Here is a 20,213-nt window from a genome sequence, read left to right as displayed (position 1 = left end):
CATGCTGGCCGGCTGCAGCGGCGATCGCTCGATTCTCGACCCGGCCGGCCAGGCCGCCCGCGAGGTGGCCTGGCTGTGGTGGGGCATGCTGGCCTTCTCGACGCTGGTGCTGGTGGTGATCACCGCACTGTGGCTCTACGCCTTCCGCGGTGGCCGGCCCACGGAGCGCTCGAGCCGCGACGAAAAGCGCATCGCGCGGCGCTGGATCATCGGCGGCGGGCTGCTGCTGCCGGGGTTGTCGATCGTGGTACTGCTGGCCTTCGGCGTGCCCGTCGGGCAGCGCATGCTGCCACTGCCGCTGCCCGACGGCCAGCAGGCAGAGCGCATCGAGGTGATCGGCCATCAGTGGTGGTGGGAGGTGCGCTATCCGGATGCCGAGGGCGGCGAGGTGGTGACGTCGAACCAGCTGATGATGCCGGTGGGCGAGCCGGTGGATTTTCATGTGACCGGCGCCGACGTGATTCACGCCTTCTGGATACCGCGCTTGGGCGGCAAGATCGACATGATCCCCGGGCGTACCAACGTGATCCGCCTCGAGGCGGATGTCGCCGGGGTGTTCGGCGCCCAGTGCGCCGAGTTCTGCGGTGCCCAGCACACCAACATGCAGCTCCACGTCGAAGCCATGCCGCGGGACGACTTCGATGCCTGGCTGGCCGAGCGCCAGGCGCCGCCCGAGCACTCCGACGATCATCAGGCGGCACGCGATACCTTCGTCGAGCACTGCGCCAGCTGCCACCGCGTGGCGGGGGTCAGCGATGGCCAGCAGGGCCCCGACCTCAGCGATATCGGCGACCGCGTCAGCCTCGGCGCCGGGCGCCTGGCGATGGAGGAGGGCGCCATCGGCTACTGGCTGCGCCACCACCAGCAGCTCAAGCCCGGTAACCGCATGCCGTCCCACGACCACCTCGACGCCGAGACGCTGGATGACCTCGGCGCCTGGCTGGAGACCCTGAGCCCATGAGCGACACCGCCCAGACGGCAACGCCGCAAGACCCCCAGCGCCTGCATGAGGACATGCATGAGGTGTGGGGCAACCCGCGCGGCCTCAAGGCGCTGACCATCGTCAACCATACCACCCTGGGCCTGCGCTTCATGGTCACCGGGATGGTGTTCTTCCTGATCGGCGGGATCCTGGCGATGCTGGTGCGTACCCAGCTGGCCTTCCCCGACCAGGAGTTCATGTCGCCGGAGATCTATAACCAGGTCTTCACCATGCATGGCACGGTGATGATGTTCCTGTTCGCCATCCCCATGCTCGAGGGGCTGGCGATCTACATGATCCCCAAGATGATCGGTGCCCGCGACCTGGTCTGCCCGCGCCTCACCTCGCTGGGCTACTGGTGCTACCTGTTCGGCGGCATCATCCTGACCTCGAGCCTGTTCCTGGAGATGGCGCCGGACAGCGGCTGGTTCATGTATACCCCGCTGAGCAGCGGCGAGTTCGCGCCGGGACCGGGCTCCGACTTCTGGCTGCTGGGCATCACCTTCGTCGAGATCTCGGCGCTCTCGGCCGGCGTCGAGCTGGTGGTGTCGATCCTGCGCACCCGCACCCGCGGCATGTCGCTGGACAAGATGCCGCTGTTCGCCTGGTACATCCTGGCCATGGCGCTGATGATCGTGGTCGGCTTCCCGCCACTGATCCTGGCCAGCATCATGCTCGAGCTGGAACGCGCGGTGGGCATGCCGTTCTTCGAGGTCGCCGCCGGCGGCGACCCGATCCTCTGGCAGCATCTGTTCTGGCTGTTCGGTCACCCCGAGGTGTACATCATCTTCCTGCCCGCCGCAGGCATCGTCTCGACGCTGATCCCGGTGTTCGCCGGGCGCCCCATCGTCGGCTATCGCTGGGTGGTGGTGGCGATCATCGTCACCGGCTTCATCAGCTTCGGGCTGTGGGTGCACCATATGTTCACGGTGGGCATACCGCAGCTGGCCCAGGCGTTCTTCTCTGCCGCCAGCATGCTGGTGGCGGTGCCCACCGCGATCCAGGTGTTCGTGTGGCTGGCCACGCTGTGGCTGGGGCGACCGGTGATGAAGCTGCCGATGCTGTGGGTCCTCGGTTTCCTGATCATCTTCGTGTGCGGCGGCCTGACCGGGGTGATGCTGGCGCTGGTGCCGTTCAACTGGCAGGTCCACGATACCCACTTCGTGGTCGCCCACATGCACTATGTGCTGGTCGGCGGCATGCTGTTCCCGCTGATGGCCGGGCTCTACTACTGGCTGCCGCTGTTCTCCGGGCGCATGCCCTCCGAGCGCCTGGGTCGCTGGGGCTTCTGGCTGACCTTCATCGGCTTCAATGCGACCTTCCTGATCATGCACTGGACCGGTCTGCTGGGCATGCCGCGGCGCATCTATACCTACGAGACGGTGATGGGCTGGGACATCTTCAACCTGCTGTCGTCGATCGGCGGGTTCGTGATGTCGGCGGGGATTGCCATGGTGCTGCTGGATATCGCCCTGCACTTCCGCTTCGGCCGGCCGGCGCCGCAGAACCCCTGGAACGCCGATACCCTGGAGTGGACCACCTCGATGCCGCCCAGCGCCTACAACTTCGCCAGCCTGCCGCGGGTCGACAGCCGCCATCCGCTGTGGGACGACCCTGAGCTGCCGCGCACCATCGCCGAGGGCCGTCACGACCTGGCGGTGATCGACCACGGCCGGCGTGAGCTGTGGGGCAGCGATCCGCTCACCGGCAAGGTGCGCGAGATCATTCACCTGCCGGGCAACTCCTGGTGGCCGCTGTTCGCTTCCCTGGCGCTGGCGGTGGTCTGCGTGTGCCTGCTGGTGAGGCTCTATCCGCTGGCCGGCTTTGCCACCCTGGTGGCGGTGGGCTTCCTGCTGCGCTGGTCGTGGGAGAACGGTGCACACCCCAAGGCCGCACCCGACGCCCAGGTACAGCCCGGTGACCCACCGCTTCACTCGCGAACCATGGATGGCCCGGGGCTTTGGGCGATGTCGATTGCGCTGCTCGCCAACGGCTCCTTCTTCCTCTCGTACCTGTTCGGCTGGTTCTACCTGTGGACGGTCTCGCCGCAATGGAGCATGCCCGACACCTCGCCGCTGTCGCTGCCGCTGATGGTGCTGGCGGGGGTGGCGCTGACGGCCGGTACGCTGTGGCTGGAAAAACTGGTGCGCGGCCTGCGCCGCCAGGATGACCGAGGTCTGGCCCCGGGGCTGTTCGCGGTCACCGCACTGGGCGGCGCACAGCTGGCGCTGCTCATCTGGGTGATCTGGCAGGCCGGCCTCGAGGCTACCGAGACGGCCCATGACGCGGTGCTGCTGCTTGGCCTGATCTATGTGCTGCTGCACGGCGCTTTGGGCACCATACTGACCCTGCTGCAGGGGCTGCGGGTCGGTTACGGCTACGTCAGCGCCGAGGCGCCCTTTGAACCCGCCGTGGTGGCCCGGCTGTGGCGCTATAATCTGGTGGTCTTCTGGGTGGTTGTGTTTGCCCTGGCGGCGATGCCGATGTGGCTGGGAGGTGGGGCATGAGCCGCTTGGCGCTGACCCATCCGCTGCACCTGGTCATCGGGCTGACGCTGTGGAGCCTATGGTTCGTGGCGATCTACGGTGGGCTGTCGGTGGCCTGTGCGGTGGCGCCGCCGGCACCGGAGCAGGGCGCGCTGACTGCCATCAATGTGGTACTGGGCCTGCTTACCGCGGCGACCACGGCGCTGCTCGCCTGGCTGGCCTGGGCCTGCCTGCAGATGGCCCGCGACGAGCTGGGCAGGCCGCGTTTCGTCGCCGCGGTATCCGCCGGCCTGTATCTGTTCTCGGCGGTGGCGACGCTGTTCGTAGGGATTCCGGTGATCGGCGTGCCGCCGTGTCTCTAACGGTGACTATTGCTAGGTGCTGGCAGTGATCGACGCGAGGAACGCCGGGGGCAGGCCGAAGAGGAGGTTTGCGCCATGGGTGAGGAGCACCGCTCCGAACGGGCTGGCCATGGATGGCCAGCACCGGTCCTGCAAGCGGAGCAGGATGCGAGAGCGCAGCAGGGCGCAAGGTAGCGCCCAGGGATGGGTTCACAGCGCCTCCTCGTAGGCCTGCCGACGGATCAGTTCCGAGCTGCTACCTACCTGCGCAAAGGACGCCGAGCGCGCCACGCTGCTATAATCCCGCCACCGCTTTACCCCCATTCAAGGAGCGACCCATGCAGAACGCCGTGATTCTGATCAACGCCGAGAAGGGCAAGATCAAGGCCGTGGCCGAGCGCCTGGCCGACGTCGAGGGCATCAGCGAAGTGTTCTCCACCTGCGGTCGCTACGACCTGGTGGCGATCGCCCGCACCCGCGACTTCGAGGGGCTGGCCCAGCTGGTCACCGAACGCCTCGACCAGGTGGAGGGGATTCGTGAGACCGAGACCCTCAATGCCATGCAGGTACACTCGCGCCACGACCTGGAGACGATGTTCTCGGTCGGTTGGTAAGTACTTACTGGGGCGCTTTAGCTAACGTGGTGCGTTCCGGCGTGGCCCCGTTTCACGGATGATCGAGAGTCAGCAAGTGTTCACTACATGAAGCGACGCATATCTCGCTGGCGCCGACGGGCGCGCGGCTTCGGTATCAGCCTGGTATTCGTGCTGGTCGGCACCGGCCTGTGGTACAGCCAGGAGCAGGAATATCGCGACCAACTGGTGTGGATGGGGGTGCCGACCTGGGAGTCGCCGACGCCGACCAGCCTGCATCGGGTGCTGCGCAACGACGGCTTCCTGGTCGGCTGGTCGGATCTACGCGTCAACCCGCTATGGGTCAGCTATACCCTGCATGAGGTCGAGGATCCGCGAGCCGGCCCGCGGCCCAATTTTCAACGCGACTGGCGCACCCTGTGGCCGATTGCGCCGGATAGCTACTTCGGCAGCGGCTATGACCGCGGCCATCTGGCGCCTAACTACGCCATCGCCGCGGTGCATGGCGTCGAGGCCCAGGCGCAGAGCTTCCTGATGAGCAATATCTCGCCGCAGCGTCCGGACCTCAACCGACGCCTCTGGCAGCGCCTCGAGGAGGTCGTGATCGACCATTTCGTGCCGCGCTTCGGGGTGGTGCAGGTGATCACCGGCCCGGTGTTTCCCGAGCGATTCATGGACAATGTCTTCAATCGCGTGGGGCTGGTGGAGGTGCCCGAGGCCTTCTACAAGATCCTGGTGGTGCCCGCCGAGCAGCCGCTGGCGCTGGCCTTCATCATGCCCCAGGAGGTCGCCGGCGATGAGCCCCTCGACGACTACCTGGTCAGCATTGACGAGGTCGAGGCGCGCACCGGGCTGGATTTCTTTCCCAACCTGCCCGCGGCCGCGGCGCAGCGACTGGAGAGCCGGGTGGTCAGCGACGGCTGGGCGCTGGAGGAGGTCGCCAGGCTACCGGGCCGCTTCGACTAGCCTGGCCAGTGCCCACTGAGCAGGCACGAGAAATCGCCACCCTGATCGTTGCGGGGTGGTGGTGCGAGTCGAGGAGATATGAGGGGGTACTACTAGTAGTAGTTAGTGGTGCCCAGAAGAGGACTTGAACCTCCACGTCCGTAAGGACACTAGCACCTGAAGCTAGCGCGTCTACCAATTCCGCCATCTGGGCAGCGGATACATCGAAGGGGGCTCTTGCTGCACGATACGCGTGGTGCCCAGGAGAGGACTTGAACCTCCACGTCCATAAGGACACTAGCACCTGAAGCTAGCGCGTCTACCAATTCCGCCACCTGGGCGTATCGTGTGGTCATGTTCGCGTGGTGCCCAGGAGAGGACTTGAACCTCCACGTCCGTAAGGACACTAGCACCTGAAGCTAGCGCGTCTACCAATTCCGCCACCTGGGCGAACATGAACCGTCGAGCTGATAAAGAGCGTGGGACTTGCATCCCGTGACATCCGAAGACATCGATTGGTGCCCAGAAGAGGACTTGAACCTCCACGTCCGTAAGGACACTAGCACCTGAAGCTAGCGCGTCTACCAATTCCGCCATCTGGGCAAGTGGCCAGCATCATACCGATTGCGCGGTGAATTGCAAGCCCCGAGCGCCGTCTGGGCGCCTTTTCGGTACGCCAGCGAGCACTGCGGGTCGGCAATGGTTGGGTGTGGAGAGCGGCGGCGCTATACTGCCGCCATGACATTGACAACACGACCGAATATTGCCTCCCGCCCGCAGTGCCTCGCGCGCAATTCTTCAAGGACGCCCCTCGCATGACTCATTGGACGCTCAGCGACGACCCCCACGCGGAACGTGAAGCCCACAAGTACGACAATCCCGTCCCCAGCCGCGAATACCTGCTGGCCCGACTGGAAGACTACGGCAAGCCGATCACCCACGAGAACATGAGCCGCATGCTGGGCCTCGAGGATGACAACCAGCTCGAGGCGGTGCGCCGCCGCCTGGCGGCGATGGAGCGCGACGGCCAGATCCTGCGCGACCGCCGCGGCGCCTATGCGCTGATCGACAAGCTCGACCTGATCAAGGGCAAGGTGCTTGGCCATCGCGACGGCTTCGGCTTCCTGATCCGCGATGACGGCAAGAAGCCCGACCTGGTGCTACCGCCGCGTCAGATGCGCCGCGTGTTCCACGGCGACCACGTGCTGGTGCGGGTCAGTGGCCGCGACCGCCGCGGCCGCGACGAGGCGACCATCGCCGAGATCATCGCCCGCAATACCCAGACCATCGTCGGCGTCTACCGCCAGAACAGCGATGAGTTCGGGGTGCTGATCCCCGAGAACTCGCGCATCTCCCAGGAAGTGATCATCCCCCACAGCGCCTGCGGCGGCGCCCAGGACGGCCAGGTGGTCTCGGCCAAGATCGTCAAACAGCCCGAGACCCGGGTACAGCCGGTGGGCGAGGTGGTCGAGGTGCTCGGCGAGCGCATGGATCCGGGGATGGAGATCGACATCGCCATCCGCAGCCACGATATTCCCGCCGACTTCCCGCCCGACGTGCTCGACCAGATCGCCAGCATGTCGGCCGAGGTCGCCGAGGAGGACAAGGCGCACCGCATCGACCTGCGCGACGTGCCGCTGGTGACCATCGACGACGAGAGCGCCAAGGACTTCGACGACGCGGTGTGCGCCTGGAAAACCAAGTCCGGCAGCTGGAAGCTGCTGGTGGCGATCGCCGACGTCTCGCACTACGTGCGCCCCGGCACTGCCCTGGACCAGGAGGCCCACACCCGCGGCAACTCGGTGTACTTCCCCGGGCAGGTGGTGCCGATGCTGCCGGAGCTGCTCTCCAACGGACTCTGCTCGCTGAACCCGGACGTCGACCGCCTGGCGATGGTCTGTGAGATGAATATCTCCCAGAGCGGGGTGATCAGCCGCTACCGCTTCTACGAGGCGGTGTTCCGCTCCCATGCCCGCCTCACCTATAACAAGGTCGGCAAGATCCTCGAGAGCGAGGAGAGCCCCGAGCGCACCGCGCTGCACGAGGAGTACCGCGAGCTGGTGCCGTCGCTGGAGAATCTCCACGCACTTTACCACCTACTGCGCGAGTCACGCAGCGAGCGCGGCGCCATCGAGTTCGAGACCACCGAGACGGCGATCCTGTTCAACGAGGAGCGCAAGATCGAGAACATCGTGCCGCGCTCACGCAACGACGCCCACAAGATCATCGAGGAGTGCATGCTGGCCGCCAACGTGGCCACCGCGCGCTTCCTCGACAAGCACGACCTGCCGGCGCTGTACCGCATCCACCAGCCGCCGACGCCGGAGCGTCTCGACAAGCTGCGGCTGTTCCTCAACGAGCTCGGGCTGTCGCTGGGCGGCGGCGATGACCCCACGCCCCAGGACTATCGCGCGCTTGCCGAGGTGATCAAGGATCGCCCCGATGCCGACATCATCCAGACCGTGATGCTGCGCTCGATGAACCGCGCGGTCTACTCGCCGCACAACGAGGGCCACTTCGGCCTGGCTTACCCGGCCTATGCCCATTTCACCTCGCCGATCCGTCGCTATCCGGACCTGCTGGTGCACCGCGCGATTCGTTCGGTGGTGCGCGGCCCGCGCCAGACTGCCACGGTGCTGCGCGCCGAGGGCGCGCCGGTGGATCCGCCGAGCAGCTGGTGCCCGTATACCTTCGAGCAGATGATCGAGCTCGGCGAGCACTGCTCGATGACCGAGCGCCGCGCCGACGACGCCACCCGCGACGTCGAGGACTGGCTCAAGTGCGAGTTCATGTCCGACAAGCTCGGCGAGGTCTACGACGGTACCATCGCTTCGGTAACCCAGTTCGGTATCTTCGTGCGCCTCGACGACATCTATGTCGAGGGCCTGGTCCACGTCACTTCGCTGCCCTCCGACTACTACCACTACGAGGCCGAGAAGCATCGCCTCAAAGGCGAGCGCTCCGGGATCTCTTATCGCCTCGGCGACGGGGTCACCGTGCAGGTGGCGCGGGTCGATCTCGATGAGCGCAAGCTCGACTTCGACCTGGTCGACGACAAGCCGCGGCCGAAGCGCACGCCCAAGCGTGGCAAGCCGAGCGCTGCCAAGTCGGACGGCGCCAAGCCGGACGCTGCCAAGAGCGACAAGGCCGAGGCGCCGGGCGGCAAGTCGCGGCGCCGCCGCGGCCCCCGCAAACCCAAGGGCGGCGGTGGCAAGCGCTGATGGCGATACACAAGCGCCGCAAGCCGTCACCGAAAGGCAATAAAGCCCAGCCCCCCGGCGGCCTGGATGCGGTCTACGGCGTGCACGCGGTGCGTGCACTGCTCGAGCGCGGCGAGCGCCCCCGTGAGCTGTGGGTGCAGGAGGGCGGTGCCGCGGCGCGGCTTGCCGAGCTGGTCGACAGCGCCCAGCAGCGCGGCGCACGGCTGGTAAGCCAGCCCCGCGAGCTGCTCGATGAGCTGGCCCAGGGGGCGGCCCACCAAGGCATCGTTGCGTTCTGTACGCCGCTGGCCGCCGAGGGCGAGGCCTCTCTGTGGCTGCGTCTCGAGGCATGGCCGGTCGATGCGCCGCCGCCGCTGCTGCTGATCCTCGACGGCGTCACCGATGTGCACAACTTCGGCGCCTGTCTGCGCAGTGCCGATGCCGCCGGCGTCGACGGCGTGATCGTACCCAAGGACAAGGCCGCGCCGCTCAACGCCACGGTGCGCAAGGTGGCCTGCGGTGCGGCGGAGAGCGTGCCGGTGTACCAGGTCACCAACCTGGCGCGGGCCATGGCCAAGCTCAAGGCGCTGGGGGTGTGGATCACCGGCACCGCCGGCGAAGCCGACGCCAGCGTGTTCGAGGCCGACTTCCGCGGCGCCACGGCGCTGGTGATGGGCGCCGAGGGCAAGGGCATGCGGCGCCTGACCCGCGAGGCCTGCGATGGGTTGGTCAAGCTGCCGATGGCCGGCAGCGTCTCCAGCCTCAACGTCTCGGTGGCCACTGGCGTCTGCCTGTTCGAGGCGGTGCGCCAGCGTCATCAGAGTGCCGTCTTGTTATAGCCACGTTCATTGCAGTTGCCAGAATGGCGCACTGCCTGCTAGCGAGGGACGCCGGCGGTAGGTCGAAGAGGAGGTTTGCGCCATGGGTGAGGAGCATTGCTCCGAACGGGCTGGCCATGGCTGGCCAGCACTGGTCCTGCAAGCGAAGCAGGATGCGAGAGCGCAGCAGGGCGCAATGTAGCGCCCAGGGATGGGTTTACAGCGCCTCCTCGTAGGCCTACCGGCGGATCAGTCCCGAGGGTGCTGCTAGCTATATGCCATAGCCCAACACTTCTCTCCCTCCAGCTTGCGAAATTTGCCTTTAGTCCTTAGAATATTGGCGCCCGTGCGTCCTTCGTGCGGGCATTAGTGTTTCCACTATCACCTCCTTGCTTCCCCTGGTCGTGCCACGTCAGGCCTCAGGAAGCTGCCAAACCGAAAGGAGCTAGCATGCGTCATTACGAAATCGTGTTCATGGTCCACCCGGACCAGAGCGAACAGGTTCCGGCGATGGTCGAGCGCTACACCACTCTCGTCACCGAGAGCGGCGGTACCGTGCATCGTCTGGAAGATTGGGGCCGCCGTCACCTGGCCTACCCGATCAACAAGATCCACAAGGCTCACTACGTGATGATGAACGTCGAGTGCCGCGGCGAGACCCTCGAAGAGATCGAGAACATCTTCCGCTTCAACGACGCCATCCTGCGTAGCCTGGTCGTGCGCTGCAAGGAAGCCATCACCGAAGCATCACCGATGATGAAGCCGGCGGAAGACAAGCGTCCGCGTCGCGAGGACAAGCCCCGCGAGCGGAACGAGAACGAAAACGAGAACGAAGAAGAAACCGCCGAAGCCAACTGATTTCGCACGACCATAGGAGACTTTTTCATGGCACGCTTTTTCCGTCGCCGCAAGTTCTGCCGTTTCACCGCCGAAGGCGTGAAGCAGATCGATTACAAGGATATCGATACGCTCAAGGCCTACGTCACCGAGACCGGCAAGATCGTACCGAGCCGCATCACCGGTACCAAGGCCCGCTACCAGCGCCAGCTGTCTACCGCGATCAAGCGGGCGCGCTACCTGGCGCTGTTGCCGTACACCGATAGCCACCAGTAAGCCATTGGCGTGATGCTGCCCGTCGCTCGCTGGCTGATGCGCGGCACCCCCTATGCGGTGGGTGCCGCGGCACTCGCCGCCGTCGTTCCCTGGCTGTTCTGGTTCAGTGCCGCCATTGCCGCCCTGGTGACGCTGCGTCACGGCCTGGCACCGGCGATGCCGGTGATCCTCGCCGCAGCGCTGCCGTCCGGCTGGTGGTGGATGCAGGGCGATGCCATTCCGCTGGCCACGGTGCTGCTGGTCACGCTGATGGCCAGCGTGCTGCGCGCGCGGATGCGCTGGAGCGAGGCGCTGATCGTCGGCGCCCTGGCCGGCGCGGCGATGGTCCAGTTGGGGCTGTTCGTGCCTCCTGGTGGGGCCGGTCCGCTGCTCGAACAGGTGCGACAGAACTCGGCCGAGGTCGATCGCATGCTCACCGAGTTCGCCAGTCAGGGGCTCGATACCGAGCGCCTGGCGGTGCTGCTGATCGGCGGGGTGACCGGCCTGATCGTGCTGGTGGCCGCGGTAGCCTGCCTGGCCCTGGCGCGCAGCTGGCAGGCCGGGCTGTATAACCCCGGCGGCTTTCGCCAGGAGTTCCACGCCCTGCGCGTGGCGCCCAAGGAGCTGGCGGTGCTGGTGGTGCTGGGCGTGATCGGCATGCTGCTGGGGATCCCGGCGCTGGCGATGCTCAGCTGGGTACCGCTACTGGTGGCCGGTGTTGCGCTGGTACACGGTTTTATTGGTGTAAAGGGGATGAACGGGCTGTGGTTGGTGGCCTTCTATGTATTGCTGATAACCACCTGGCCCATGATTCTGATTGTGCTGCTTCTGGCCTTCATCGACTCGCTCGTGGACTTCCGCGGGCGCCTGGCCCGAAGCGACTGACAAGAGGTTAACGAGATGGAAGTCATTCTGCTCGACAAGATTGGCAAGCTGGGTGGCCTGGGTGACAAGGTCACCGTCAAGCCCGGATATGGCCGCAACTACCTGGTGCCCTACGGCCTCGCCGTGCCGGCCACCAAGGACAACGTCGCCGCATTCGAAGCGCAGCGTGCCGAGCTCGAGGCGCAGGCCGCCGACCGCAAGGCCGAGGCCGAAGCGCGTGCCGCACAGCTGAGCGAAATCGAACTGTCGCTGGTCTCCAAGGCTGGTGACGAGGGCAAGCTGTTCGGCTCTATCGGTCCGCGCGACCTGGCCGAAGCGATCGCCTCTGCCGGTATCGACATCGCCAAGAGCGAAGTGCGCATGCCGGAAGGTCCGATCCGTGCCACCGGTGAGTACGACATCGACCTGCAGCTGCATGCCGAAGTCGCTACCAGCGTGCGCGTGGTCGTGGTCGCCGAGTAAGCGCGATACGCCATAGGCGGCGCTCGTCCGCCGCCGTCGGGCGTCAGCGCCCGGCATCTCCCAAGCCCCCGTAGCCCTGCTGCGGGGGCTTGCTCGTGTCTAGCCGGTGTAAAGCACCTGCGGCCTTGGTCGCGCTTGTCAAAATGTCAGACATTTAATAGGCTGATGGCCTGTCATCGCGGAGAGCCATCATGTCGCTAGATCACCTGCCCCGCCACCAGGGCGGCGCCGACGCCCTGGCGCGGCTGCTGGGCCAGGCACTATTGGCCGGCAGCTGGCAGCCGGGCGAGGTCTTCCCCCGCGAGCTGGACCTGTGCCAACACTTCGATGTCAGCCGTAACCAGGTGCGCAATGCGCTGGCCAGCCTCACCGCCACCGGCCTGATCGAGCGCACCGCCGGGCGCGGCACCCGGGTCTGCCAGATCAGCGACTGGCACCTGCTCGACCCATTGATGAGCGAGTGGTTGGCGGGGCTGGAGGCTCCCGACCCCAAGCTGGTGCGTGAGATCTTTGCCTTCCGCTACTCCGCCGAGCCGGTGGTTGCCAGCCTCGCCGCGAACGCCGCGGTGGCCGCCGACATCGCGGCAATCGAACAGGCTTTCGACGGCATGCGCGACACTGCCAGCGCCCAGCAAGCCGCCCGCCACGTCGAGTACGACCTGGCCTTCCATGAAGCCATCTACCGGGCCAGCCATAATATGGTGTGGCGGCAGATGGGCCATCTGCTGCGGCCCTCCATTATGGCACTGATCCAGCACTCGCAGCACAGCGTTGCGACCCTCGACGATAGCCTGGTGCGCCATGGCCGGGTGCTGGCGGCGATCCGCGAAGGCCAACCCCAGACCGCCGAGCGGACGGCACGCGAGGTGCTCAAGCGCACCGCCATCGACCTCGGCATCGTCGCCGAGGAAGCCGACACCCTACCGTCGAACGAATGCTGAGGAATCGCACATGAAGATCACCCGACTCAAGACCTGGCAGGTGCCGCCGCGCTGGCTGTTCCTCAAGATCGAGACCGACGCGGGCTGCTACGGCTGGGGCGAGCCGGTCATCGAGGGCCGCGCCGCCACCGTCGAGGCCGCCGTTCATGAACTCGCCGACTATCTGGTCGGCCAGGATCCGCACCGCATCGAGCATCTCTGGAACATCCTCTACCGCGCCGGTTTCTACCGCGGCGGTCCGATCCTGATGAGCGCCATCGCCGGCATCGACCAGGCGCTGTGGGACCTCAAGGGGCGCGATCTCGGGGTGCCGGTGCATCAGCTGCTGGGTGGCGCGGTGCGCGACAAGATGCGCATGTATGCCTGGACCGGCGGCGATCGGCCCAGCGAGGTGGGCGAGGGGGCCCGGGCGCTGGTCGAGCAGGGCTTTACCGCCTTCAAGATGAACGGCACACCGGAGCTGGCCATCGTCGACTCCCACCACAAGATCGACGAGGCAGTGGCGCGGGTCGCCGAGGCGCGCCAGGCGGTGGGGCCAGCCGTCGGTATCGGCATCGATTTCCACGGCCGCGTGCACCGCCCGATGGCCAAGGCGCTGCTGCGCGAGCTGGAGCCGTTCCACCCGATGTTCGTCGAGGAGCCGGTGGCCCCCGAGCACCTGCCGTGCCTCAAGCAGATCGCCGGCGGTCTCGGCTATCCGCTGGCGACCGGCGAGCGGCTGCACACGCGCTTCCAGTTCCGCGACCTGCTGGCCGACGGCATGATCGATATCATCCAGCCCGACCTCTCCCACTGCGGCGGCATCAGCGAGGGGCTCAAGATCGCCGCCCTGGCCTCGGCCCACGATGTGGCGCTGGCACCGCACTGTCCACTGGGCCCGCTGACCCTGGCCACCTCGCTACAGCTGGATGCGGTGTGCCACAACGCCTTCATCCAGGAGCAGAGCATGGGCATCCACTACAACCAGGGCAACGATGTCCTCGACTATCTGGTCGACAAGTCGGCGCTGGCCATCGAGGACGGCTTCTGCGCCATTCCCCAGGGCCCCGGGCTGGGCGTGGAGATCGATGAGGCGTTCGTCGAGGAGCGCGCCAAGGTCGGCCACCGTTGGCGCAATCCGGTGTGGACCCACGACGATGGCTCGGTGGCCGAATGGTGAGCGCGGTGGCCCAACGCCTGAGCTGGATCGCCGTCGACTGGGGCTCCAGCAACCTGCGCGCCTGGGCCCTGGATGCCCAAGGTGAGGTGCTGGCCCAGGCCGCCAGCCCGCGGGGCATGCTGTCGCTCACTCCCGGCGATTACGAAGCGGCACTGCTCGACGCGATTGGCGGCTGGCTGCCCGACAGCGGGCGCGTCGCAGTGCTGGTGTGCGGCATGGCCGGTGCCCGACAAGGCTGGCGCGAGGCCGCCTACCTGCCGCTGCCGGCGCGTCTGGACGACCTGCAGCGTGGCGCAGTGAGCGCGCCGGTCTCTGATCCGCGCCTGGCCGTGCGGCTGCTGCCGGGGCTGTGCCAGACCCGCGAGGGTGCCTTCGATGTGATGCGCGGCGAGGAGACCCAGCTGGCCGGCCTGGTGGCACGCGAGCCTGGCTTCTCGGGGCTGGTCTGCCTGCCCGGCACCCACGCCAAGTGGGCGCGCATCGAGCGGGGCGTAGTGCCCCGTTTCACTACCTGCATCACCGGTGAGCTCTACGGCCTGTTGGCCCGCCACTCGCTGCTCAAGCACTCGATCGGCAGCGACGATCCCGGTGCTGCCGGTGACCGCGAGGCCTTCGTCGCCGCGGTGCGCCAGTGCCATAGCGCGCCGGGGCGCTATAGCGCGGCGCTGTTCGGGCTGCGTGGCGCCGATCTGCTGGATGGCGAGCTGCCCAGCGGCGCTGCTCGTGGGGCCCGCCTGGCCGCGCGCCTTTCAGGGCTCACCATCGGCCTGGAGCTGGCTGGCCTGGGCAGTGAGCTGGATGCCGGGGCCCCGGTCACGCTGATCGGTGACGCCGGCCTGTGCGCACGCTACGCCTTGGCGCTGGAGGCCCTGGGCCACGCCAGCCGCTGCCTGGACGGCGAGGCCGCCGTGCTGGCCGGCCTGAGCCTGGCCCAGGCGTCTCGCCAGGCCTGAGGCCTGATCATGGAATCTGCTGGAGACTGCCCTATGACACTGCCCCTGATCGGTATCCTGCGCGGCATTACCCCCGAGCAAGCGGTAGCGGTAGGCGAGGCGGCACTCGCCGCCGGTATCACGACCCTCGAGGTGCCGCTCAATTCGCCCCAGCCGTTCGACAGCATCGCGCGGCTGCGCGAGGCGCTGGGCGAGCGGGCGCTGGTCGGTGCGGGCACCGTGCTGAGCCCCGCCCAGGTGCACGACGTGCACGCCGCCGGCGGCCAACTGGTGGTCTCGCCCAACTGTCGCCCGGCGGTGATCGAGGCGACGCGACGGCTCGACATGCAGAGCTGGCCGGGGGTGGTCACGCCCAGCGAGGCCTTCGATGCCCTCGACGCCGGCGCCAACGGGCTCAAGCTATTCCCCGCGGTGCAGGTGGGTATCGCCGGCATGCAGGCGCTGCGCGCGGTGCTGCCTGTCGGCACCCGGCTCTACGCGGTGGGCGGTATCGGCGTCGACAACTTCGCCGCCTGGCGCGCCGCCGGTGTCGATGGCGCCGGCCTGGGTAGCGCGCTTTACCGGCCGGGGCAGGCGGCCGGTCAGGTGGGCGAGCAGGCTCGCACCCTGGTGGCGGCCTGGCAGGCCGCGGCCTCATGAGCGAGCATGGCGCGCGGCACCAGGCCAGGCTCGCCGTCGACAGCCGCTGCAGCCTGGGTGAAGGCCCGCAGTGGCATGCCGCCACGGGGCGGCTCTACTGGTGCGATATCCTGAACGGTCGGCTGCACTGGCTCGCGGTGGCCTCCGGCGCGACCGGCGGCCACGCGGTAGGCCAGCTGCTCTCGCTTGCCGCGCCGCTGGCGGAGGGCGGCCTGCTGCTGGTCGGCGAGCACGGCTTGAGCCGCTGCGACCCGGCCACCGGTATCCTCGAACGCTACTGCGACGTCGAGGCCGACAATCCGCTGACGCGCAGCAACGACGCCCGGGTCGATCGCCATGGAAGCCTATGGTTCTCGACCATGGGCAAGGCCGCCGAGGCGGGGGCCGGCAGCCTTTACCGGCTGCATCGCGGCGAGCTGACGCGGTTGCGCAGTGGGCTGACGATTCCCAACGCGATCTGCTTTTCGCCCGACGGTGAGTGGGCCTGGTTCACCGATACGCCGAGCGGAGTGGTCATGCGCTGGGCGCTCGATAGCGACGGCTGGCCTCAGGGAGAGCCAAGCCCCTGGGCCGACTTCAGCGCCGCGCCGGGCAATCCCGACGGGGCGGTGGTGGATGTCCAGGGCCACCTGTGGCTGGCGCTGTGGGGAGCGGCCAAGGTAGTGCGGCTGTCGCCCGGCGGTCGCCTGGTCGCAACGATTCAGCTGCCGGTCGCGCAGCCCTCCTGTCCGGCCTTCGCTGGGCCTGGGCTGGATAGACTGTATATCACCACCGCTCGCCAGGGGCTGACGGACGAGACCCTGGGGCAGCAGCCCGAGGCCGGCGGCCTGTTCGTCGCGCGCCCCGGGGTCCGCGGCCTTGCCGAACCGCCGCTGCGGCTGAGCTAGCCCTCGTGGCAGGCTGCCAGCTTGAGGCCGACGCCTACCGCTTAGACATTGGTAGTAATATTGCGTATTGCTTTTTGCAGTCGTGGGCTTAAACGATTAAGTTTGCTCGCAAGCCACTCTTGCATGCCTCGAGTGGCGGTGAGCGGACGGCGTCGCTAACAGGCTTGCGACACCCCGGTAGGGCACTGCACGCCAGCCCTGCAGCTATTCTGCGGCCTGGTTTCAGGTCGCGAGACTTAATCGATTAAGTCGTCCGCTGTCGTTACACAACAAGCATAAAAGGATGCGCATCCATGAAAGCAGCCATGTTCAAGACGCCACTCGTCACCGCCGTGGCCATCGCCAGCCTGGGGGCCACGGGGCTGGCCAGTGCCGACTCGGCGCTCGAGCAGCGTCTGGCGGAACTCGAGGCACGCATCGCCGCTGCCGAGCAGCGTGCCGATGCCGCCGAACAGCGCGCCGAGCTCGCCGAAGCCCAGGCCGCACCCGCCGGCCAGACCGGCTCCAGCGAGACGGCACTGGAAGAGCGCCTGGCCCGGGTCGAGCGGCAGGCCAGCGGTGACGAGGGGTTCTCCTTCAACGGCTATGCCCGCTCCGGGCTGCTGCTCGGCGAGGACCGCAAGAGCATCGACGGCGGTCCCTACGTGACCCCGGCCGGCAGCCTGGGTGGCGCCGTGGGGCGGCTGGGCAACGAGCCGGACACCTACGTCGAGGCGATCCTCAACTACAAGACCCGCTACGACAACGGCGCCCGCGCCCACTATCGGATGATGCTCGCCGACTCGGTGTCGACCAGCAATGACTGGACCTCCGACGAGTCCAACCTCAACGTGCGCCAGGTCTACGCCGAGCTGAGCGACCTGCCGAGCTTTACCGGCGCCTTTGCCGATGCCTCGATCTGGGCCGGCAAGCGCTTCGATCGCGACAACTTCGATATCCACTGGATCGACAGCGATTTCGTGTTCCTGGCCGGCACCGGGGCGGGGATCTATGACGTCCAGCTGGCCGACGACTGGCGCAGTAATTTCTCGCTCTATGGACGCAGCTTCAGCGACTTCGACGTGGTCGGCAGCGAGGATCCGGGCAGCGGCGAGACCGACAGCCTGATCCTCACCGCCAATAACTATATCGGCAACTGGCAGTGGATGGTCAGCGGGCTGTCCGCTGCCGATAACGACGAGCGCGCGCTCGAGGGCGGCGACGCGGCCGCCGACAGTGGTTTCCACACCATGATCGCCTACCACGGCGATAGCTTCTTTGGCGTCGCCGAGGGCAACTTCAAGGCGGCGCTGATCCACGGCCGGGGGCTCGGCGCCGAGGCCAAGACGCTGGGCGCCGACGGCAACCTCACCGACGATGCCCAGGCCACCCGTCTCGGGCTCTACGGCACCACCTATCTGACGCCCAACTGGCGCCTCGCGCCGTCGATCCTCGCCGAGGTCAGCAAGGATCGCTACGTGCAGGGCGACGACTACACCTGGGCCGGCTTCAACCTGCGTCTGGCCAACGAGCTGACCGACAACTTCGAGATGCAGTACGAGGCCAGCTACCAGTACATGGACTTCGACCCCCAGGGCTTCGATGGCCGTAACGCGGTCAGCGGCGACTTCGGCAAGTTCACCATCGCACCGACCTTCAAGCCCCAGGTGGGGGGCTTCTGGCAGCGCCCCGAGCTGCGTGCCTTCGCCTCCTACACCGACTGGAGCGGCGAACTCAACGACTACGGCGCCAGCTCGTTCGGCAACGACGGCTTCAGCGGCGGCCAGTGGAGCTTTGGAGTGCAGATGGAGACCTGGTTCTAGTCGCACGTCCGGCATGCTGTTTCGATCCTTCCCCACGCCTCGGCGTGGGGATTTTCGTGTACGGCTCGGAGTGTCCGCCTGGGTTGGGGTAGAATGCGCCTTGGTTGGGCGCGAGTACCCGGCGCGCCAGCCGTCCCGACTTCCCTCAGGCCGTGAAGCGTCATGAACGACATCGTAGAGACCGATAAGGAAACCGCCGCGCTCAAGGTGCCGCCCCATTCGCTGGAAGCCGAACAGTCGGTGCTGGGCGGACTGATGCTCGACAATCAGGCCTGGGACACCGTCTCCGAGCGGCTGGTGGGGGGAGACTTCTACCGCTACGAACATCGGCTGGTGTTCAACGCCATGCAGGGCCTGGCCGAGGGTGGCCACCCGCTGGACGTGGTGACCCTCTCCGAGGCGCTGGAGAACCGCGATCAGCTGGATACCGTGGGCGGGCTGGCCTACCTCGCCGAGCTGGCGCGCAATACCCCGTCGGCGAGCAACATCCGGGCCTACGCCGACATCGTCCGTGAACGCGCCACCCTGCGCAAACTGATCCAGGCTGCCAACCAGGTCGCCGAGAGTGCCTTCGCGCCCCAGGGGCGGCCCGCCGACGAGCTGGTCAACGAGGCCGAGCGGCTGGTGTTCCAGATCAGCGAAGAGCGGCCCAAGTCGGGCGGCCCGATCGGCATGAGCGAGCTGCTCGCCAAGGCGGTGGACCGCATCGACGAGCTGTTCAACATGCAGGGCGAGATGAGCGGGCTGTCGACCGGTTTTCGCGATCTCGACGACATGACCTCGGGGCTGCAGCCATCCGACCTGGTGATCATTGCCGGAAGGCCCTCAATGGGCAAGACCACCTTCGCCATGAACCTGGTCGAGCACGCGGTGATCTCCAGCGACAAGCCGGTGGTGGTGTTCTCCATGGAGATGCCCGCCGAATCGCTGATGCTGCGCATGCTGTCGTCGCTGGGGCGCATCGACCAGACTCGGGTGCGCACCGGCCAGCTCGAGGACGAGGACTGGCCGCGGCTGACCTCGGCGGTCAATCTGCTCAAGGACAAGCAGCTGTTCATCGACGACACCGCGGCGCTGTCGCCCAACGAGATGCGCTCGCGGGTGCGGCGCATCGTTCGCGAGCACGGCAATATCGGCCTGATCATGATCGACTATCTTCAGCTGATGCAGATCCCCGGCTTCTCCGAGAATCGCACCGGCGAGATCTCCGAGATCTCGCGCTCGTTGAAGGGGTTGGCCAAGGAGTTCGGCTGCCCGGTGGTATCGCTGTCGCAGCTCAACCGTTCGCTGGAGCAGCGTCCCAACAAGCGCCCGGTGATGTCCGACCTGCGCGAGTCGGGCGCCATCGAGCAGGACGCCGACGTGATCGCCTTCGTCTATCGCGACGAGGTCTATAATCCGGACAATCCCGACAATCAGGGGCTCGCCGAGCTGATCATCGGCAAGCAGCGTAACGGGCCCATCGGCACGGTGCACATGGCGTTCATCGGCAAGTACACGCGCTTCGAGGATCTGGCCCCGGATAGCTACGGCCAGCACTTCGGGGAATAGGGCCGGCCTTGAGCCGCGGCGCCCAGCCCGTATAATGCCGAGCCCCACGCAACCCGCAATCAGGAGGCCTCATGGCAGGCGGATTTCGACGCGGTAACCGCAAGCGCATTCCCAAGCTCGAGGGACGCGGCGAGCTCCAGGAGCTCGAGCGCGAAGGCCCGTTCAAGGAGTGGCTGGGCATGCCCGATCTCTACCGCCACCGGCTGGTGGTCGACGGCGTGACCTACAGCTACCAGACCGAGGACTCCGAGGTGCCGGTCAAGGTCGGCGACCGGGTGGTGTTCCGCTACAAGGAGACCAAGGCCGGCAACTGGGTCGATCGCAACTCGCTGGGCAAGGCGATCGATCCTGCCGACTATCAGTAAGCACGTAGAAAGCCGACTTGCGCCTGGAACTTGACGACTTGGACAGGGTCACAAATCTGTCGCTGTAGGGACACGACGCTGTCATCGGGTGGCGCCATGCTCACCCCTATTT

General features: G+C 66.8%; 19 protein-coding genes and 4 tRNA genes. 19 read left to right on the top strand and 4 right to left on the bottom strand.

The annotated features are described in order from the left end of the window. Position 1: 1 nt before the first annotated feature. From coxB to QC821_RS05140, 5 genes are all read left to right on the top strand, one after another. The gene (gene coxB, locus QC821_RS05160) at positions 2 to 961 is read left to right on the top strand and encodes a cytochrome c oxidase subunit II (RefSeq protein ID WP_309717937.1); all 960 of its coding nucleotides are present in this window, start codon (positions 2 to 4) and stop codon (positions 959 to 961) included. Next, positions 958 to 3,489: a cytochrome c oxidase subunit I gene (gene ctaD, locus QC821_RS05155; RefSeq protein WP_309717935.1), complete on the top strand. Its 2,532-nt coding sequence runs from the start codon at positions 958 to 960 to the stop codon at positions 3,487 to 3,489. The genes coxB and ctaD overlap by 4 nt, the downstream gene beginning before the upstream one ends. Then, the gene (locus QC821_RS05150) at positions 3,486 to 3,830 is read left to right on the top strand and encodes a hypothetical protein (RefSeq protein WP_309717932.1); all 345 of its coding nucleotides are present in this window, start codon (positions 3,486 to 3,488) and stop codon (positions 3,828 to 3,830) included. Before ctaD ends, QC821_RS05150 begins: the two co-directional genes overlap by 4 nt. Positions 3,831 to 4,147: 317 nt before the next feature. Continuing rightward, positions 4,148 to 4,423 carry an Lrp/AsnC family transcriptional regulator gene (locus QC821_RS05145; protein WP_076746515.1) on the top strand — a complete coding sequence of 92 codons (276 nt, stop codon included), beginning with the start codon at positions 4,148 to 4,150 and terminating at the stop codon, positions 4,421 to 4,423. A gap of 87 nt (positions 4,424 to 4,510) precedes the next feature. After that, entirely contained in the window at positions 4,511 to 5,368 is an 858-nt protein-coding gene (locus tag QC821_RS05140) for a DNA/RNA non-specific endonuclease (protein WP_309717929.1), read from the top strand. A 106-nt stretch (positions 5,369 to 5,474) separates the two neighbouring features. Here QC821_RS05140 and QC821_RS05135 read toward each other — a convergent pair. The 4 genes from QC821_RS05135 to QC821_RS05120 form a co-directional block, all read right to left on the bottom strand. Next, positions 5,475 to 5,561 (bottom strand) — tRNA-Leu (locus tag QC821_RS05135). A 40-nt stretch (positions 5,562 to 5,601) separates the two neighbouring features. Next, positions 5,602 to 5,688: transfer RNA gene (locus QC821_RS05130), tRNA-Leu, on the bottom strand. 22 nt (positions 5,689 to 5,710) lie between these two features. Then, a tRNA-Leu gene (locus QC821_RS05125) sits at positions 5,711 to 5,797 on the bottom strand. A gap of 66 nt (positions 5,798 to 5,863) precedes the next feature. Next, positions 5,864 to 5,950: transfer RNA gene (locus tag QC821_RS05120), tRNA-Leu, on the bottom strand. Positions 5,951 to 6,162: 212 nt separating this feature from the next. Between QC821_RS05120 and rnr the strand changes: the two genes are divergently transcribed. The 14 genes from rnr to QC821_RS05050 all read left to right on the top strand — a co-directional run bounded on the left by rnr (position 6,163) and on the right by QC821_RS05050 (position 20,101). Continuing rightward, on the top strand, positions 6,163 to 8,568 hold the full coding sequence (gene rnr, locus QC821_RS05115) for a ribonuclease R (protein WP_309717926.1): 2,406 nt from the start codon (positions 6,163 to 6,165) through the stop codon (positions 8,566 to 8,568). Next, positions 8,568 to 9,386 carry a 23S rRNA (guanosine(2251)-2'-O)-methyltransferase RlmB gene (gene rlmB, locus QC821_RS05110; RefSeq protein ID WP_309717923.1) on the top strand — a complete coding sequence of 273 codons (819 nt, stop codon included), beginning with the start codon at positions 8,568 to 8,570 and terminating at the stop codon, positions 9,384 to 9,386. The genes rnr and rlmB overlap by 1 nt, the downstream gene beginning before the upstream one ends. A 429-nt stretch (positions 9,387 to 9,815) precedes the next feature. Beyond that, a complete protein-coding gene (gene rpsF / locus QC821_RS05105) occupies positions 9,816 to 10,223 on the top strand; it encodes a 30S ribosomal protein S6 (RefSeq protein WP_309717920.1) in 408 nt (135 codons plus the stop codon). Positions 10,224 to 10,250: 27 nt separating this feature from the next. Then, positions 10,251 to 10,478 (top strand): 30S ribosomal protein S18, encoded by a 228-nt coding sequence (rpsR, locus tag QC821_RS05100; protein WP_076746520.1) that lies wholly within the window; start codon positions 10,251 to 10,253, stop codon positions 10,476 to 10,478. Between the two features lie 12 nt (positions 10,479 to 10,490). Then, positions 10,491 to 11,342, top strand: coding sequence for a YybS family protein (locus tag QC821_RS05095; protein ID WP_309717916.1), 852 nt, complete (start codon positions 10,491 to 10,493; stop codon positions 11,340 to 11,342). Positions 11,343 to 11,357: 15 nt separating this feature from the next. Further along, positions 11,358 to 11,804: a 50S ribosomal protein L9 gene (gene rplI / locus QC821_RS05090; RefSeq protein ID WP_076746522.1), complete on the top strand. Its 447-nt coding sequence runs from the start codon at positions 11,358 to 11,360 to the stop codon at positions 11,802 to 11,804. Between the two features lie 191 nt (positions 11,805 to 11,995). Further along, on the top strand, positions 11,996 to 12,745 hold the full coding sequence (locus tag QC821_RS05085; protein ID WP_309717913.1) for a FadR/GntR family transcriptional regulator: 750 nt from the start codon (positions 11,996 to 11,998) through the stop codon (positions 12,743 to 12,745). Positions 12,746 to 12,755: 10 nt separating this feature from the next. Beyond that, positions 12,756 to 13,904 (top strand): galactonate dehydratase, encoded by a 1,149-nt coding sequence (gene dgoD / locus QC821_RS05080; RefSeq protein ID WP_309717912.1) that lies wholly within the window; start codon positions 12,756 to 12,758, stop codon positions 13,902 to 13,904. A gap of 5 nt (positions 13,905 to 13,909) precedes the next feature. Next, the gene (locus QC821_RS05075) at positions 13,910 to 14,857 is read left to right on the top strand and encodes a 2-dehydro-3-deoxygalactonokinase (protein ID WP_309717910.1); all 948 of its coding nucleotides are present in this window, start codon (positions 13,910 to 13,912) and stop codon (positions 14,855 to 14,857) included. A gap of 33 nt (positions 14,858 to 14,890) precedes the next feature. Continuing rightward, on the top strand, positions 14,891 to 15,496 hold the full coding sequence (locus QC821_RS05070; protein ID WP_309717908.1) for a 2-dehydro-3-deoxy-6-phosphogalactonate aldolase: 606 nt from the start codon (positions 14,891 to 14,893) through the stop codon (positions 15,494 to 15,496). After that, a complete protein-coding gene (locus QC821_RS05065) occupies positions 15,493 to 16,383 on the top strand; it encodes an SMP-30/gluconolactonase/LRE family protein (RefSeq protein WP_309717905.1) in 891 nt (296 codons plus the stop codon). Before QC821_RS05070 ends, QC821_RS05065 begins: the two co-directional genes overlap by 4 nt. 293 nt (positions 16,384 to 16,676) lie before the next feature. Beyond that, positions 16,677 to 18,185, top strand: a complete 1,509-nt coding sequence (locus QC821_RS05060; RefSeq protein WP_309717901.1) for a carbohydrate porin — start codon at positions 16,677 to 16,679, stop codon at positions 18,183 to 18,185. 162 nt (positions 18,186 to 18,347) lie between these two features. Then, positions 18,348 to 19,736: a replicative DNA helicase gene (dnaB, locus tag QC821_RS05055; RefSeq protein WP_309717899.1), complete on the top strand. Its 1,389-nt coding sequence runs from the start codon at positions 18,348 to 18,350 to the stop codon at positions 19,734 to 19,736. Between the two features lie 71 nt (positions 19,737 to 19,807). Continuing rightward, complete coding sequence (locus QC821_RS05050; RefSeq protein ID WP_309717896.1) at positions 19,808 to 20,101, top strand: hypothetical protein; 294 nt, start codon at positions 19,808 to 19,810, stop codon at positions 20,099 to 20,101. The last annotated feature ends 112 nt before the right edge of the window (positions 20,102 to 20,213 follow it).

Origin of the sequence: Franzmannia qiaohouensis, assembly GCF_031451695.1 — a bacterium.
GTDB lineage: Bacteria > Pseudomonadota > Gammaproteobacteria > Pseudomonadales > Halomonadaceae > Franzmannia > Franzmannia qiaohouensis.
Note: the sequence above shows the minus strand (reverse complement) of the source record. Positions and strands in the feature narration are given on the sequence as shown.